This is a genomic window from Robertmurraya massiliosenegalensis JC6, assembly GCF_000311725.1.
Classification (GTDB): domain Bacteria; phylum Bacillota; class Bacilli; order Bacillales; family Cytobacillaceae; genus Robertmurraya; species Robertmurraya massiliosenegalensis.
This window is the reverse complement of record NZ_HE978517.1, coordinates 94,532-112,230: the sequence shown is the minus strand read 5'-3', so window position 1 is coordinate 112,230 and position 17,699 is coordinate 94,532. Positions and strand designations below refer to the sequence as shown.

The following is a 17,699-nucleotide window of genomic DNA, read 5'->3' as shown; positions in this document are numbered from 1 at the left end:
ACCATATTTATACAAAGGGGATCCCATAATGGAGGAAACTTGGCAGAGAGTTTGGGAAGCTTTTCAATCAAATGGTGATTTTTTTAAAACTGAAATGCATTATGATAAACTTCAATTTTTCTTTTTTGGATTACATTCATTAATGGATTTCCCTTCAACCATGAAAGAAGTTGAAAGGGGCATTATTAATCAAGTAGATGTTCAAGAAATACCTGAAATGCTCATATCTTTGGGGCAAAAAATAGAGAAGATGGAGCAAGTCCAAACGGAAATCTTAAAAGGGAATCTTGTTAGTTATATCCCAGCGAAGAAGATTTTTATAAGTATTAAAGCGAAGCAACGCAATCTGGACAGGGCAATTGAGTCACCTTCTAATGAAAGTATACTAAGTGGACCTAGAAATGCCTTTAATGAGGACTTATCTACGAATCTCGGATTGATAAGGAAGGAGTTGGTGACAACAGGATTGATCGTAAACAACAATAGGATTGGCGGAGAACACAAAAAAGAAATCTCACTTCTTTATGTAAAAGAGAAAGCAAGTCCCCAGTTAGTTGAATCAATTGTAAAGCATTTAAAGAATAAGAAACAGAAAAATGTAGAGACGATTCAAGATTTGATGAAAATACTTGGCATCTCAACATGGTCGCTTATTCCCCAATTTCATATTACAGAACTGCCTCAGGAGGTTAGTAGGGCGTTATTGAAAGGGAAGGTAGCTTTTATTATTGATAGAATTCCTTTTGCTTTAGTGTTGCCAAGCCATCTCTCAGACTTGTTTTTTTCAGAAAATGATCGAAATTTTTTGTATCCTATGATGTTGATGATTCGGGGACTACGTATGATCGGAATATTTGTTGCGGTCCTTGCTCCAGGATTATATATCGCCCTTGTGTCCGTAAATCCAGAGGTTTTAAGAATCGAACTGGCTTTGTCGATCGCCCAGAGTAGAGAAGGGGTTCCTTATCCTGCTTTGCTCGAGGTCTTACTAATGCTGTTAGTATTAGAACTTATTCTTGAAGCAAGTGTCCGTCTACCGAAAAGTATTGGACCAACTATTACAATGGTTGGAGGAATTATTCTTGGACAAGCAGTGGTAGACGCAAAATTAGTTAGTAATTTGTTGATTATTGTGTTAGCGGCAACATTGATTACTAACTCAACAATTATTGGATTTCAAAATTCGCTATCTATTCGTTTTTTTAAGTATATTGTTGTTTTTTTTGCAGCCATTTATGGAATACTTGGAATTTTCGCCGGCCTTTTTATCATTTGTTCTTATTTATCTAGTGTTAGAGCATTTGATCGTCCTTACATTAACTTTAAGGAAGAAGAGGGGGATGTGACAAGTGGGTAAAAATATTCAGGTACCCGTCCTATATTTTCTTATCCACTTAGGCTTAATCTTTTTTATGTATCCGAGAAATATTATCGAAAGTACAGACAGCAGTCATTGGATTCCTATCCTTATAGCAGTGGTGTTCCACTTTATTTTGTTGCTTCTTTATATGAAAGGCTTAAGCTATTTTCCCGGTCATTCTGTTATTACCATTTTTTCGAAGGCGGGAAAGGTGTATTCATTATTGTTTCTGCTGCCTTTATGTGTTTATTTCTTCATGGCCATCGTTATAACCGTGAGAGCTTATTCTGAAGTAATTATTATTATCTTTTTAACTAATACACCTTTGTGGTGTGTCATGTTATTATTGCTTTTACTCTCGGCTTACTTGGCGTTATTAGGGATTCGTTCTATCTTTCGAGCATCCATGTTATATGCGTTAATTTTTATCCCATCTATTTTTGTGGTGCTAGTATTCTCTTTACAGAATGTGGATTGGTACTATGTATTACCTATTTGGAGTAATGATTTTCATTTTATTACGAATCCATCGTATTTTAAAAGTTTCTTTGCTGTTGGAGGAGGATTTCTTTTTTTAGGGTTTACGCAGCCTGCATTGTCCTATCGAAAAAAAGATATCATCATCGCTGCAGTATGTATCGCTCCATTCTTTTTTATTTCAGTTTATATTCCGGTTCTTACGTTTGGTCAAGAGACGGCTTCGACAATGATGTTTCCATTCGCTGTGGCAACGGATGCAGTTAACATTAATTGGCTTGCCTTTGATCGCATCACAGTTTTCTTTTTGCTGTGTTCTATAACGTTTTTGATGTTGTTTTTATCCATGGCTATTTTTACGACGGCAAAAATTTTGAATCATTATGTCTCTTTCATCCATTTTCAATATTTGCTTGCGTTTATCGTTATTCTCACATTCATTTTTTGTTTGTATATTCCAAATTGGTCTGAAGTAGAAAAGATTTTTGGATGGAATACAGGGCTACGGTTTTATGTTTTTTTTATAACTCCGCTAGCACTACTGTTTATTTCAAAAAAGAATGGAGGACAGCTCCATGAGTCAAAGAATACTTAAGGTTTTTGCAATGATCATCTCTGTTGGACTATTAAGTGGATGCTGGGACAATAAGGATATCAATCATCGTGTGATGCCCGTTGTTTTGGGGATTGCCAAAATAGAGGATGAAATTCAATTATATTTACAAATACCCAATCCGGCAATCAAAGGAATTGAAACTAAAATCGTGAAGGAACGAGGGAAAAGTATCAATGAAATTATTAATAAAATAAGTACCAACATGGAGAGTCAGGTTGATTTATTACATATTAAAGTCATTGTCATCGATGAACAAATAGCAAATGGAGGTATCGATAAAATCGTATCTGCTTTTTTGCGTTCAAGAGATATTCCTACGAAAGCGTTATTTACCATTTGTGAGGAAGATTTAGATGATTTTTTTTCAAAAATGGAGGGGAGTTCCAGGCCTGAAGGAACTCTTCTACTGGACTATTTTGAAAAGAATGCAGGTTGGACTCCACAAGTGGCACTTACGAGAGTTTGGCATATTTATCGAAGTATGAATTCATTGACCCATGATGTAGCAGTGCCCATATTAAAAACAGGAAAGACGATGGCTGTCGAGCAAACAGGATCTGCTGTAATAAGAGAAGGAAAAATGGTTAGTAAGATTGATCCGAAGGAGACATTATTGTATAACGCCTTTAATGGAGAAAGTACACAAGGAATTATTGAGGTGCTGGATATTGCTACAGTCAAAATATTAGATAATTCAATTAGGCATTACTCTCGTATGGTAAAAGCTACCCCAGAGCTTGCCACAACTGTTTTTTTAAAGGTAACCATTCTCGAAGCGGAAAATAAGGCTTCAGAAACGATGATCAAAAAACAATTAAGTAAGCTATTGGAAAATCGATTTAATCATATGTTTACCAATCTGCAACAAGTAGAATCAGATATTTTAGGAATTGGCCAATTATTTAGGGATCAATTGTCCCGGGAAGAACTTAAAAAATGGCGTTCGAAATATTACCCTCGTGTTAAAACAACAATTGATTTTGAAGTTGATATTCAAAATAGCGGAATTCTAAAACTGTGAGTGGTAGGTAGAATAATATTTTATTTTTTCGGGAAATTTGCTATATTGGAGTTATATGATAAAGAGGAGGGGATTAACATGAAACCAATAAACTTGATAGCTAATGTGAAACACGATGGTTCTTGTCCCTTCGATAAACCCTTAAATATTTAAAGTATGAATTCTATGAGGACCTTCGTTTATACACGAGGGTCTTTTTTGATGGAAAAAGGAGACGATTAATATGGAAATTAGACGATATCATCCGAATGATGAAATGGGCTGGGTTCGTTGTAGAGTTCTTTCATTTCTAGATACAGCTTATTTTGATCATGTTTTGCAGGAGAAAGAAAAATATGAGTATCCTTCCATTGAACTGGTTGCGGTACATGAAGGTCAAATCATAGGGATACTGGATGTTGAGTATGAACTAAAAGAAAAAACCGTGTGTTCACGAGGGAGTGGAATAGGAGGGATGATTTGGCATATAGCGGTTCATCCTGATTTTCGAAGAGAAGGAGTAGGCAAGCGGCTACTGGAAACTGCAGAACAAATGGCAAAGGACAAGAATCTTAACCGTTTAGAAGCGTGGACAAGAGACGATCAGTGGGTTCAGGATTGGTATGAAAAGAATCATTTTCTTAAAGTGGATTCTTATTTGCATGTGTATCTAGAGAATGATGAGGTTAATGAATCCCTTAGAAGTGAAGTTGCAAGATTGAAGCCGATCCATGCTTTTACTCATTATGTAGGTGAGGAAAAAGAGTTCGTGAAAAGTAAATTTAAGCGAGTACATGAATGTGTGTGCTATGAGAAAATGCTTTGAAAAATGGAGTCATATTTTTTGAGAGAAAGCTGACTTTTGAGTTGTCGTCAAGAGGTTGTCTTTTTAAGTAAAAGTATGTTTGTTTTTTAGAAAACGATTTTTGGCTCATTTTGTGAGAAACTTTGACTTCTCACACCTATGCTGAAATAATTGAGCCAAAATCAACTTTGTATAAAAAGCATTCCCAATATTTTGGAATCATTTGCTAAATTTGTGCTATGATTTTTTATATGGGTGCTGCATAACTTTGAATAAGTAGTATTCCTTTTGTGAAGCATCATGAGGAGTTTTCACTTCAGGAGGTGGTCGTCATGAATTTGGAACCAAACTTTCAGATAGATATTATTGGAATTACGATGAGTATTTTAGCTTGGTGTCTCATCGGATATTTCGTATATCGAATTCGCAAGAAGCAGTCAGAAAGAATACCAGTTTGGAAGATTGTTATTGTTGTTTTAGTCGGTTTACTGTCTTTCTCCTTTAATTTGGATGTGTTTGATACGCCGATCAGGTTGTCGATCTTGCCCCTTGGGGTTTGGATCATGTATTTGTTTAAAGGGAATATAGAAAGATGGCAGAAGTACCGCCTCTTTGCCTGGTTAGGATTTTGGGCCAATTTTCTCTTCTTGCTTTTTGCTTTTGTTGCGATCCCTATTCATCATGGGTTTTACCCGAAGAATGAGCCAGCAACATACATTGGAAATATTGAAAAGGCATCTATCATCAATATTCATCCCTCTGGAGAAGAACTAGCACTTAGTAAAGAAAATCTGTTGAATCAGCTAACTCAATTAAAGCAAGACACGGTTTATAGTGAAGAGTGGTACGAAGATACTTATATGAATAAAGAGTCAAATGAAGGGAAGGAACGATTCCCGTATCAACTAATGGGGATTTCAGCAAAATGGGGAAGTGGACTTCATCCAATTATTTATATAGAAGAAGACGGAAAAGGGATTTTGATTACTACATCAAGGGAACAGTTATATTTCCGTTCTGAGGTCTCTATGCTGTTAAGGAAAGGGGAATTAAAGTGAGAAAGAAGCTGACATGGATTGGTGCGGGGGTCGTTGTAATGTCCGCCATTTTCATTTATTCATTTTTCTTATCAAAGCCTACTCCTTTTCCCGCAAGTGAGGTGTTGATCGAAGAGCTCAATCAATTTTTCCCTGAAGCAAATGCTGAAGAAATCCAAGATTCAATCCAGATAGATGAACGACATACATTCGTTCCTTTTATTTCAGAGACTGGAGACTACGGTCTAAGCTATTGGGTTTGGAAAAAGAGAAGCTGGAATGTTGACCGAATTGATACAAAAGGTGGTCCGATGGTTTGGGAGATTAATAGCAGAAAGCCATCCTCCTATTATTTTGTATGGAATTTATCTCCGAATAATTTTTTGGATTCTATGGATTTTTACATGATAAGAGATAGAGGATATCAAGTCATCGACGGAAAAGAGACCTATTATCCAAGAGTGCAGTTGGAGACAAATGTCTCTCTTCAAGAAAAAACGTATGGAGTACTTCAATTACCAGAGGATTGGGCTGCAGTGAGGGAATCCTTTATTAAAATGGGATCTGCTCAAGAGACCGATCTAGATTTACTATTTAATCAAATGTTTCCGGATCCGTATTTGTCATTTGGATGGAGGGCCTATGATCGTCTAGGGAATGAAAGCTTTCCTGAGGAGACGAATGGAAACAGCTTCTCGAACGGAAAGTTAACAATCGACTATGTCATGATATTGAATGGAGAGGAACTAGAACAGCCTTAAAACTTTTAAAATGTTCTTTTCGCAAACATTGTTGCTTTGGGAAAGTAATAAAAAACAAATTTCTGATTTAGGGAGCGAAAAGTGCCGTCGTACATTTCGTGTATAGCCATAACCATGATATAAGGGTAAAAACCGGCTTCTCGGTTTTTACAAATAACCACAATCTATACGGAAACAGCGTAACTAGCTTCAAATCATGAGAAAGGTGAATTTGAGGGTATTCAAATTCACCTTTCTTTATTTTTGTATGAACCAAGCTACCGCACAATCAACCGATTTCATGCTCAACCAGAAGTGCAAGGTTTAATTCTCGCTGTCAAGCCAACTACTTCATACGGATACTGTCTTTAATAAGGCCTTCATTTTATGTTGCGAAAGTGTAGGCTGGGCAGGACTGAGGTTTGTCTAAATTTCTACTTTAAGATCCTATTTGCCTTACCCTTAAGCGGAATTTTTCCTGTTATCTCCTCAAGGGAGTCCCTTTTAGGGGAAATAACGGAAGATTTTCCGCTTATGGAGGGCAAAAGTGGTTATTTTAACATTTTTTGAGGGAATAGCAGGAATTTCTCCTGTTATTTCGGCTCATTTTCATCATGCTTGCTCATTAAGCGGAATTTTTCCTGTTATTTTTTCATAGCGATACGCCAACTGTCTATACGTACACTTTATCCTCATGTCGAGGGGATTTATACATGCCAAACTAGACCGACTTTTTGACCCAGCCCCCTCGTTCCACGTTATTTCTTTTCTTTTAGGATGTTGTAGGCGCCGCTGAACATACCGAAGAGGATTCCCGTGATCGGGAAGATAATCCAGTTGATATGCCATTGTTCGTATATTAAGCCTGTGACGAGGAAGATACAGACTGCCAGTGGCCAGACAATGATTGCGACAGCACCAACTACTTTGTTTTCCTCTTTTTGACGCACGGAGTATTCACCTATCTTCAATAATCGATCGTAGCTGTCTTTAGTGCCACCATAATAGATAAAGATATTAATTGCGATTGCGACCATAAGAAGTAAGGCAACAACACCGTACGAGGTGGAATCTTCATTTATCGCCAATGTAATAAAAAGTGAGACAGGTGAAAGGATACATAGGATAACACCGAAAATGATGGATAGTGTAAATGTTGGTTGATAGGCTCTTGCTTTGTTCTCAAGTATTTGTCTAGCATTGAATGAAAGGGAGAACTCACCTTTTTCTTCGATGAATTTATATTTTTCCTTCATCATCGCAGCGTATATGAAAAGACCAACGGCGATTGCGACGAGGACAAGTAATACGGTAACGCCGATCGATGTAGCAGCGACCTCAGATAAATTGGGAAGCTGTAAGAATAAGATTAGCAAGGCAGCTCCAAGCATACAGAGAGTCACGCCAAAGCCAATCAATTTATGCGATTTTTTACTTGTCTGTAAAAAGGTTTCTACTTCTTCCTCAGACAATAAAGGGAAATGATCTTTCTTCTCCTCTAATTCTATTTCCAGTTCACTCAAAAGCTCGTCAATATTTCCAAACTCCGAAATCACGATTCCGATCGCTTCATTTTCTGATTTCCCAGATCGTTTTAATTCGTTGTATTTGTCCTCCATATTAGACAGCATTTCTTCTTTAATCGTTTCTAATTGCTCCGTTTTCGGTAATGTGGCAAAAAGATTATTTACATAATCAATAATGGTATTCACGTAAAATCCTCCCTAATAAATCGATTTATAACTTCCTTCGTTAACTCCCACTCTTGACATTTTTCCTTGTAGTAGTTGATTCCAGCTTCGGTAATTTTATAATAGGTGCGTCTTTTCCCAAATGTTTCATCCTTATAAAAGGATTCAATATATCCATTTTTTAGTAGGCGATTAAAAGCTGAATAAAGCGTCGTTTCTTTAATGGTGTATTTCTCATTTGATAATTCTTTAATTTGTTTGGATATTTCATAGCCATAAGACTCATTTTCTAAAAGCAAATAAAGAATAATCGTATCATTATATCCACGGATAACATCACTGCTTATCAAAAGAAGTCTCCTTTCTAACGGTTTTCTGATGAAAATTACTTCGTCTGTCGTACTTCATCTATCGTAGTAATTTGAGAATAACATAATTACTACGATAGGTAAAGTAATATTTAAAAAAACATAAAATGAGGCTGTTCAAAATCAAATTTTTTCATTTTTAACAAACTTATGAAGACCTTTACAGGTATTAAAGGGTGAATGGACAAAATGATTTCCAGACATAAGCCCAATAAAAATAGATGATTTTTTTAGAAGGGAGTGGAAGTACATGTGTGGTTTTATCGGATATATGGGAGAAAGACGTGGGGAGTTCAATCGGATTATTCGTGATATGTCGTCTGTCATCATCCACCGTGGGCCAGACGATGTAGGATATTATGGTGATGATGATATTCAGTTGGGATTTAGAAGATTAAGCATTATCGATATCGAAAGCGGTCATCAACCTCTTTCGTTTGAGGAGCGTTATTGGATTACTTTTAACGGGGAAATTTACAATTATATCGAGTTAAGAGAAGATTTAATGAGAAGTGGTTATACGTTCCGAACGGATTCAGATACGGAGGTAATCGTGGCATTATACAGCCATATTGGTAAAAGGGTTGTGCATAAGTTGCGTGGAATGTTTAGCTTTGTCATCTGGGATTCCGAGAAAAAAGAGTTATTCGGGGCAAGAGATCATTTTGGAATTAAGCCATTCTTTTATTTTGAAGACGAAGATGATGTCTATTTTGCTTCCGAGAAGAAAAGCATTCTTTTAGCATTGAAAGATCAGAGTGAACTAAATCTACAATCATTGCATCATTATTTAACGTATCAATACGTTCCTGAGCCAGCCAGTTTATCTATGGAGATTAAACGGTTAGAACCAGGGAGATTTTTCACGAAAAAGGTAGGACAACCGATCAAAATAGAATCTTATTTCAAACCTGCATTTTGTTCCACAGAGGGTTCGTTTCAGCAAATGATTAATAAAGTTCAATATGTTTTAAGAGATTCCGTTTTTATGCATATGCGAAGTGATGTCCCAGTAGGTGCGTTTCTATCAGGTGGAATTGATTCTACGAGTATTGTTGCGATGGCGAAGGAGCTGCATCCAGGTATCAAGACATTTACAGTCGGCTTTGAGCGGGAAGGTTTTAGCGAAATCGAGTTGGCTCAAGAGACGGCTGAAGAACTGGGGGTTGAAAATATCAGCTATGTGGTGAATGTTGATGAATTTATACGGGAGCTTCCTCGAATCGTCTGGCATTTAGACGATCCGGTTGCAGACCCAGCGTTAGTCCCATTATATTTTATTGCCCGTGAAGCAAGTAAACATGTGAAAGTGGTGTTATCAGGTGAAGGGGCAGATGAACTGTTTGGTGGCTATAATATTTATCGTGAACCTCATGCTTTAAAGTATTTTCGCTATTTGCCGCCGTTTCTAAAAAAAGAGTGTAAAGCGTTTGCCAGACGGTTACCGGATGGGGTAAGAGGAAAAAGCTTTCTTGAGCGAGGCACAACAAGTATAGAAAAGCGCTATATTGGAAATGCAAAAATTTTTCATGAAGAGGAAAAGGAAAAACTATTACAATCCTATCAAGCACAATGGCAGTATCACAATGTGACGAAGCCATTCTATCAACAAGTTCCCCATTTGCATGATGTACAAAAGATGCAATATATTGATCTTCATACTTGGCTACCTGGAGATATTCTCGTAAAAGCAGATCGCATGACGATGGCGCATTCTTTAGAGCTTCGTGTGCCATTTCTTGATAAAGAAGTCTATCAAGTAGCGTCAGAACTCGATCATTCCATCACAGTCACGAATCATCAAACGAAGTACATTTTGAGAAAAGCAATGGAAGGAATTGTACCAGCATCTGTTTTTAATCGGAAAAAGCTTGGTTTTCCTGTTCCGATTCGCCATTGGTTACGAAATGAACTGTATGATTGGGCTTATCAATTAATGATGGAGAGTCCGATCGAGTACTTATTTGATAAGAATTACCTGCGACAACTCTTATCTGAACACCAAAAGGGAATAAAAGATAATAGTCGCAAATTATGGACTGTCATTATTTTCATGATTTGGCATCAGGTTTATGTCGAAGGAAAATATTCATTCGAAAGCTTGGAGAAAGAGCCAGAATTGCAGCTTATCTAAAAGAAAGGGGATACGCTAGTACATAGTTCGTATCCCCAATTAATTAAACGGTCTTAATCAATAAGTAAATGAAATACGGTGCACCAAGAATGGAAACGACAAGACCTACAGGTAATTCCATTGGTGCCATAATGACTCGTCCTAATGTGTCTGCTGTTAGCAGCAGGAGACCGCCGATTAAAGCAGTGGCCGGCAGGATTTTAGCATGTCTTGCGCCAATTAGTCGCCGGGCAATATGTGGTGCGATTAATCCTAAAAAGGTAATGCCTCCTCCAACAGACACACATGCTCCAGCAAGGGCAACGGATACAATGAGTAAAATCCGTCGCTCTCTCTCGATATTTACACCCACACTAATAGCGACAGGGTCACTGAGCCGTAATACATCTAAATATCTCGATTTATAAATGGCAAATGGAATAAGGAGAAAAATCCATGGAAGTAACGCAAGGACGAATGTCCAGTTCGTTCCCCAAATCGTTCCTGACAGCCAAATGATCGCCTTCATAAAATCGATGGGCTCCATTTTCATTTGAAAAATAATCAGTCCTGCTCCAAAAGCGGAGTTGATTCCAATTCCGACTAGCAGTAAACGGACAGGGGTGACACGGCCCTTTTTCCACGAAATCGAATAAATTAAAATCGCTGCAGCAAATGCCCCGATAAGTGCAGAAATGGGCATAATAAAGACTGATAATGCTCCTGTTAGAAAAGTCGATCCTTGGAAGAAAAACATATAAAGAACAACCGCAAAGCCAGCCCCTGAATTAATTCCTAAAATTCCAGGATCGGCGAGTGGGTTTTGTGAAATTCCTTGTAGGATCGCTCCAGATATCGATATGCCCATCCCGACTAAAAGGGCAAGAATAATTCGCGGCAAACGAAAGCTAAAAATCGTTAGCGCATTTTGCTCTGTCCCTTGTCCTAGTAAAGTATCTACCACTTCGTTCAAAGGAATTGGAATAAATCCTGCGTTAATACTTAGAAAAAAAACAAGAAGGATCAGTATACTGGTGGTTATGATCAAAAATTTAAATTTATGCTTGTCCTTAGTTAATGAATGATTCATTATAGTTCTCTCCCTTCTTTACGAGCTAAGTAAAGGAAGAAAGGTACTCCAATAATCGCCGTAACTGCTCCAACTGGCGTTTCAAATGGAGCGTTGATTAAGCGGCTTGCGATATCAGCAATCAGTAATAACAGCCCACCTAAAACGGCGGAACAAGGGATTATCCAGCGATAGTCTACCCCGACTAAGAAGCGAGTTATATGTGGTACGACGAGTCCAACGAAGCCGATCATTCCTGCAATTGAGACGGCTGCCCCTGTTAAAAAAAGGACGGTGATGGTTCCGAGAAATTTAATAAGACCTGTGTTTTGTCCTAGTCCTTTGGCAATATCCTCACCTAAACTAAGAAGTGAAATGGAACGGGATAAAATAATCGCAAGTACGAGCCCGACTAGCACAAAAGGGATCACGTAGGCTAGTTGTTCCATTTGTACAGCAGAAACGCCTCCTGCGTACCAATAACTGATATCCTTCGAGACATTAAAGCGAATTCCTATCGCTGTTGAGAGCGAACTAAGTAAAGATGTGATAGCTGATCCTGCAAGGGCAAGCTTGACGGGAGTGATCCCACCTTTTGATAAGGAAGATACGCCAAATACTAAAATCGTTCCAAGGGCTGCTCCTAAAAATGAAAAGGAAATGAGCCCAGTATAAGAAATCGCCGGAAATATAGCGAAAGCAATCGCGATTAAAAAGGAAGACCCAGCGGTCACACCCATAATAGATGGGGAAGCAAGTGGGTTCCGTGTCATTCCTTGCATAATGGCTCCAGCAACAGCAAGAGCTGCCCCAACTGTAACGGCAGCAAGTGCCCTCGGAAGTCTTAACTCTCGTACAATCACATGAGAAGAGTCGTCACCATTATAGGAAAAAATCGCTTCCCAAACTGCTTTGAAACTTAAATCGGCTGCCCCAAAATGGATCGAAGAAATGATCGTAAAAAAAAGAATAATGCCCCCCATAATTAAAATCGTTGTTCCAACTAAATGATTGCTATGTAATTCGTTTTCAGCATCTTTTGACATGGTTCAAAACTACTTTCTTCAAAAAATAGACATAATTATTTGAAATTTCATATTGACTTTAGCCTATTTTTGTATTTTAATTGAAATCGATAATCATTATCAATTGTGTATATTTTACCATATTCCTAGGAGGATTCCAATGATAAATATGTTAACAAAAAAGAAACTAATGCAACTTCTTGGAGCAGGTCTTCTTGTTGTTTCTCTAGCTGCTTGTGGAGATACCGAAGATGAGCAAGCCGAGCCACAACAAAATGATCAAGCAGGACAAGAGACAAATGACGAAACGGCAAGTGAACGTGTTTTAACAGATGCGATGGGTCATGAAGTGACAATCCCTGCTAATCCAGAACGAGTGATTGCTTCATACCTTGAAGATAATTTAGTTGCTCTTGGAATTACTCCGGTTGCGCAGTGGAGTGTTAATGACGGAGCAAGCATTCAAGGCTATTTACAAGGTGAGTTAGAAGGCGTTCCGACGATCCCCCATGACTTGCCGTTCGAAGCGGTGCAACAATTATCTCCTGATTTAATCATTATGGATTCAGCGAGCATGGTAGAAGGCGGAAAATATGACCAATATAATAAAATCGCTCCTACATATGTGATCGGAACTGAGGTTAATAATGACTGGCGCGATGAACTGCTACGTGTAGGAGAAGTGTTTGGAAAAGAAGATGAAGCGAAAAAAGTGTTAGAAGAGTATGAAACTAAGGCAAAAGAAGCAAAAGCACAAATAGAAAGTGCAGTTGGAAATCCGTCAGCTGCAGCGATTTGGCTAGTAGGTGGAAGCTTCTTTGTGGTCAGTGATACCTTATCAAGTGGTGCTGTTATGTACCAAGATTTAGGCTTAGAAGTTCCAAAGGTTGTCCAAGAAATTTCAGCTAGTGCAGAGAGTAACTGGAACGCAATTTCACTAGAGAAACTAGTTGAACTTGATGCCGACTACTTATTCCTAATCAACAGTGATTCAGAAAGTGGTTCTACAGCTCTAAATGAAGCGCTGTGGAAGAACATCCCTGCAGTAAAAGCAGGCAATGTGTTCGAATTTACCCCTGATGAAAGCTGGCTCTACACGGGTGCTATTGCGAACGGACAAATCATCGACAATATTATAAAAAGTATTGTGAAATAAGGTTTGAAAAAAAGAGTAAGAGGTCACCTATAAAGGTGGCCTCTTACTCTTTTTCTGTCGCAAAATATTTTCTAAGTAAATAGGCGACCCACTTACAATGGGGGTGATTTTGAATATTTTCTAATAAACCTGCCACGATTGCAGAATGATAAGAAGGGTTGATAATCTCCTCCTTTAGTAAAAGTAATGACTCTTTTTCAAGCGATTCTTCAAGTTCCTTGATTTTTTGCTCGATTGCATCGAGAATTTCCTCTTTTGAAACCTCTTTTTTAATAGGATGTTGTTTAATAAACATGGACACTTCTTTTGTGATAAAAGGAATGGTCGAATGTTCAGCAAGTATCTTTGTTTTTTCTGAAAGTGATCGAGCAAGGACATCTAATTCAAAAGGGATGTTGTGGAATATTAATAAACCGGTATATACATTCATTAACCCTCTTATTGAATAGATCAAATCATATTTTGTAAGGGCGTCACCAAATATGCGCTCAATTAATGATAAGATGAGCTTTTCTAATAGTTGATCGTAATATTGCATTTTAATTAGAAGCTCTCCATTAAATGTCTGGGCTTGTTCTTTGATTAATAATTTGGCGAAATTTGAATGCTCATGTAAAGAATGAAATGCCGTGTAGTAAAAGGAATATAAAAGGCTTTCATTTTTTGAATTTTTGACCGTATAGTCAATGTCGGCGATGTATTGCTCCATAAAATGATCCAGCAAGGCAAGGATCAATTCATCCTTGGACTTAAATGCTAGGTAGAAGGCGCCTTTTGAGATTCCGCAGTATTCTGTTATCTGTTGAACGGATGTAGCTTCGAATCCTTGCTTTGCGAAGAGTTCGAGTGCTTTTTCCATAATGAGTTGTTTTTTAGCCATCTATTTTTTCGCTCCTAGAGTTATTTGTTGACAAATGACCGCTTAGTCATTATTATAAGTAATTGAGTTTCATAAGTCAATTTAGGGCAGGTGTAACAGTGAAAAATCTAGTCAATTTTGTATTGAAAAATAAGCTGGCAGTTTGGTTGCTAACCATTATTATAACTGCTTCAGGTATCTATTCTGGAACAAGAATGAACATGGAGACTATTCCAGATATCTCCATTCCATACTTAATGGTCATGGATGTGTACCCAGGTGCTACTCCTGAACAGGTGATGGAAGATGTATCCATCCCTTTGGAACGGGCCATTGAAAATTTAGAGGATGTAAAATCAGTTTACTCCAACTCATATTCTAACATGTCAAATATTCAAGTAGAGTATGATTATGGCATAGATATGGATGAAGCAAAACGTGCACTCCAATCTGCTCTTGATACAGTAGAATTACCAGAAGGTGCACAAGAACCAGCGATTACAGCGATTAGCATGAATATGATGCCTGTTGTAGCGTTGAGTGTGAGTAGCGAAACAGAAGATATTGTAGAATTAACTTCTACTGTGGAAGATGTTTTACTTCCAAAGATTGAAAAGATTGAAGGAATAGCTTCTGCTACCATTACTGGTCAGCATATAGAAGAAGTAGAGCTTACCTATGATGAAGGGAAAATGGCTGAGTTTGGTTTGACTGAAGATGATGTCAAACAAATGATTCAAGCAAGTGACTTAGCGGTTTCATTAGGTCTCTTCGAATTTGAAGAAGGTGAGCAAGCAGTCTCTGTGGACGGGAAGTTCATGACAGAAGATGAATTGAAAGAAATGTTAATCCCTGTCACACCATCTGAGACACAACCACTTCCATTTGTAAAATTAGGTGATATTGCCACTATTGAGTTAGTGGGTAAGGTACAATCTGTTTCTCGTACAAACGGAGAAGATGCGATTGCGATACAGATTATAAAAGGCCAGCAGGCAAACACAGTTGATGTAGTTGATGCGGTAAAAGACCTAGTGGACGAAGAGATGAAAAACATTGATGGTCTTGTTATCGATGTATCACTAGACCAAGGTGAACCGATTAAGGATTCTGTCATTACAATGGTGGAGAAAGCATTATTCGGTGGTTTGATTGCTGTTCTAATCATTCTCTTGTTCTTGAGAGATTTCAAATCAACGATTATTTCCATTGTTTCCATACCAGTTTCGATTTTCATGGCATTAATGATCCTAAATTGGATGGATATTACGCTTAATATTATGACCCTCGGGGCTATTACCGTTGCGATCGGTCGTGTTATCGATGACTCAATCGTCGTCGTGGAAAATATATATCGTCGTCTCCATTTAAAAGGTGAAAAACTATCAGGTCGAGCTTTAGTACGAGAATCGACGATTGAAATGTTTAAACCAATTCTTTCATCAACATTAGTAACCGTAGCGGTGTTTGCACCACTTGTGTTTGTTGGGGGAATGGTCGGCGAACTATTTGTACCATTTGCTTTAACGATGTCATTTGCATTAGGTGCTTCATTGCTTGTTGCGATTACCATTGTTCCGGCACTTTCTCACTTCTTATTTAAGAAGAAATTATACGGTGAAAAAACAGAAAGCAGCCATAAAGATTCTGGCAAGTTATCTAATTGGTATAAAAAAGTACTCGAAAAATCGTTAAACCATAAGATTATTACATCGATCATCGCGATTGTTTTATTAGGTGGAAGCTTAGCATTAACCCCGTTAATCGGCTTTAGCTTTATGGGAAGCGAAGAAGAAAAAGTGATGTACTTAACGTATACACCTGAAACAGGTGAGCTTTTAGATGATACGTTAGCGAATGTAGAAGAGGTTGAACAAGAGTTATTAAAGCGTGAAGACATCGATATTTTACAAGTCTCTGTTACAGATAGCGACAGTGCAGATATGATGACAGCCATGATGGGTGGCGGAGCTGGTGGTGCGTTAATGTACCTCATCTTTGACCCTGATATGGAGGACTTTCCAGAAGCGCGTGAAGAAGTTGAAGATTATGTATTCAATATCGGACAAAGCGGTGAGTGGAAGAGCCAAGATTTCGCATCTATGAATATGTCTACCAATGAGGTAAGCTACACATTCTATAGTGAGGATTTAGCTCGCTTGAATGAAGCGGTGAAAATGGTTGAAGACGTCATGAACGAAAATGACGGTCTTGAAGATGTTTCTTCTTCGGCAGAGGATGCATATGTGGAACATACTTTCAAGGTAGAACAAGATGAATTACTTCAATACGGATTAACAGCAGGACAAATTGTTATGATGCTAAGCCCCGATCATACAAAAGAAGTATTAACTACGATTGAAAAGGATGGAAACACCCTAGAGGTAATCGTCCAACATGAGCAAGCAGACCAGCCTAAATCAATTGAAGAAATGCTTGATCAAGAAGTTCCAACAGCACTTGGTACTACAATGCCACTTTCTGAGCTTGTAACGGTTGAAGAAGGTACCACTCTTAATACACTTGCACGTAGTAAAGGAGAGTACTATGCTTCAGTATCTGGTACAATCCTTGATAAAGATATCTCTAAAACAACAGCAGAAGTAGATGAGGCAATTGATGAATTAGATTTACCTAAAGGGGTAAGAGTTGATGTTGCCGGTGTTGCTGCTGACATGACGGAAACATTTACACAGCTTGGTATCGCCATGATCGCAGCAATTGCGATTGTATACTTCATTCTGGTAGTTACATTTGGTGAGGGATTGGCACCATTTGCGATCCTATTCTCCTTACCGTTTGCCGTTATCGGTTCATTTGTTGGATTATTAATTGCAGGAGAAACCATTTCTGTATCCGTAATGATGGGTCTATTGATGTTAATCGGGATTGTTGTGACAAATGCTATCGTATTGGTTGACCGGATCATCCATATGGAACGAGATGGTATGCCGATGCGTGAAGCGATTCTTGAAGCGGGAGCGACTCGTCTACGTCCAATCTTGATGACAGCAATTGCTACAATAGGTGCTTTAATTCCGTTAGCATTTGGAACTGGCGGCGGAGGCTTAATCTCGAAAGGCCTAGCAGTAACCGTAATAGGTGGTTTAACGAGCTCCACATTATTAACACTGATTGTTGTTCCAATTGTTTACGAAATTTTATCAAGAATGTTTAAGAAAAACCGTAAAGAAATCGAAGAAAACTAATCGTTTGTTTTAAACCGAAGGGCTTAAATGGTCCCTTCGGTTTTTTGTGATCTAGCAATTTTAAATTCCCTCGATTTGTGGATAAACTCTTCGTATAAACAATGGGAGTATCGGTATGAAAAAATAACAGGAAAAATTCCGCTTAATAAGCAAACATCATGAAAAAGAGCCGAC

At 38.1% G+C, this 17,699-nt stretch carries 14 protein-coding genes; 9 read left to right on the top strand and 5 right to left on the bottom strand.

Going from position 1 to position 17,699, the window contains the following annotated elements; all coding sequences use genetic code 11:
* Positions 1-28: 28 nt before the first annotated feature.
* From BMSHG_RS21375 to BMSHG_RS21350, 6 genes are all read left to right on the top strand, one after another.
* Positions 29-1,357, top strand: coding sequence for a spore germination protein (locus BMSHG_RS21375; protein WP_019156511.1), 1,329 nt, complete (start codon positions 29-31; stop codon positions 1,355-1,357).
* Positions 1,350-2,432 carry a GerAB/ArcD/ProY family transporter gene (locus BMSHG_RS21370; protein ID WP_019156510.1) on the top strand — a complete coding sequence of 361 codons (1,083 nt, stop codon included), beginning with the start codon at positions 1,350-1,352 and terminating at the stop codon, positions 2,430-2,432. Before BMSHG_RS21375 ends, BMSHG_RS21370 begins: the two co-directional genes overlap by 8 nt.
* Entirely contained in the window at positions 2,413-3,474 is a 1,062-nt protein-coding gene (locus BMSHG_RS21365) for a Ger(x)C family spore germination protein (RefSeq protein WP_019156509.1), read from the top strand. The genes BMSHG_RS21370 and BMSHG_RS21365 overlap by 20 nt, the downstream gene beginning before the upstream one ends.
* 217 nt (positions 3,475-3,691) lie before the next feature.
* Entirely contained in the window at positions 3,692-4,279 is a 588-nt protein-coding gene (locus tag BMSHG_RS21360) for a GNAT family N-acetyltransferase (RefSeq protein ID WP_026073575.1), read from the top strand.
* Between the two features lie 311 nt (positions 4,280-4,590).
* Complete coding sequence (locus BMSHG_RS21355) at positions 4,591-5,316, top strand: hypothetical protein (protein ID WP_019156507.1); 726 nt, start codon at positions 4,591-4,593, stop codon at positions 5,314-5,316.
* Entirely contained in the window at positions 5,313-6,056 is a 744-nt protein-coding gene (locus tag BMSHG_RS21350) for a hypothetical protein (protein WP_019156506.1), read from the top strand. The genes BMSHG_RS21355 and BMSHG_RS21350 overlap by 4 nt, the downstream gene beginning before the upstream one ends.
* Positions 6,057-6,793: 737 nt before the next feature.
* Here the strand turns inward: BMSHG_RS21350 and BMSHG_RS21340 are convergent.
* Together BMSHG_RS21340 and BMSHG_RS21335 are read right to left on the bottom strand one after the other, a co-directional pair.
* Positions 6,794-7,747: a permease prefix domain 1-containing protein gene (locus BMSHG_RS21340; RefSeq protein ID WP_019156504.1), complete on the bottom strand. Its 954-nt coding sequence runs from the start codon at positions 7,745-7,747 to the stop codon at positions 6,794-6,796.
* The gene (locus BMSHG_RS21335) at positions 7,744-8,076 is read right to left on the bottom strand and encodes a PadR family transcriptional regulator (RefSeq protein WP_019156503.1); all 333 of its coding nucleotides are present in this window, start codon (positions 8,074-8,076) and stop codon (positions 7,744-7,746) included. Before BMSHG_RS21335 ends, BMSHG_RS21340 begins: the two co-directional genes overlap by 4 nt.
* A 268-nt stretch (positions 8,077-8,344) precedes the next feature.
* Between BMSHG_RS21335 and asnB the strand changes: the two genes are divergently transcribed.
* Positions 8,345-10,228 carry an asparagine synthase (glutamine-hydrolyzing) gene (gene asnB / locus BMSHG_RS21330; RefSeq protein WP_019156502.1) on the top strand — a complete coding sequence of 628 codons (1,884 nt, stop codon included), beginning with the start codon at positions 8,345-8,347 and terminating at the stop codon, positions 10,226-10,228.
* Positions 10,229-10,271: 43 nt separating this feature from the next.
* On the opposite strand, the gene BMSHG_RS21325 is transcribed toward asnB, so the two are convergent.
* Together BMSHG_RS21325 and BMSHG_RS21320 are read right to left on the bottom strand one after the other, a co-directional pair.
* On the bottom strand, positions 10,272-11,297 hold the full coding sequence (locus BMSHG_RS21325; protein WP_019156501.1) for a FecCD family ABC transporter permease: 1,026 nt from the start codon (positions 11,295-11,297) through the stop codon (positions 10,272-10,274).
* Complete coding sequence (locus BMSHG_RS21320; protein WP_019156500.1) at positions 11,297-12,322, bottom strand: FecCD family ABC transporter permease; 1,026 nt, start codon at positions 12,320-12,322, stop codon at positions 11,297-11,299. Before BMSHG_RS21320 ends, BMSHG_RS21325 begins: the two co-directional genes overlap by 1 nt.
* 139 nt (positions 12,323-12,461) lie before the next feature.
* Between BMSHG_RS21320 and BMSHG_RS21315 the strand changes: the two genes are divergently transcribed.
* A complete protein-coding gene (locus BMSHG_RS21315) occupies positions 12,462-13,457 on the top strand; it encodes an iron-hydroxamate ABC transporter substrate-binding protein (RefSeq protein ID WP_019156499.1) in 996 nt (331 codons plus the stop codon).
* A gap of 43 nt (positions 13,458-13,500) precedes the next feature.
* Here BMSHG_RS21315 and BMSHG_RS21310 read toward each other — a convergent pair whose 3' ends face one another.
* Positions 13,501-14,337: a TetR/AcrR family transcriptional regulator gene (locus BMSHG_RS21310; RefSeq protein ID WP_019156498.1), complete on the bottom strand. Its 837-nt coding sequence runs from the start codon at positions 14,335-14,337 to the stop codon at positions 13,501-13,503.
* A 98-nt stretch (positions 14,338-14,435) separates the two neighbouring features.
* On the opposite strand from BMSHG_RS21310, the gene BMSHG_RS21305 reads away from it, so the two are divergent.
* Complete coding sequence (locus BMSHG_RS21305; protein WP_019156497.1) at positions 14,436-17,525, top strand: efflux RND transporter permease subunit; 3,090 nt, start codon at positions 14,436-14,438, stop codon at positions 17,523-17,525.
* Positions 17,526-17,699 lie beyond the last annotated feature (174 nt).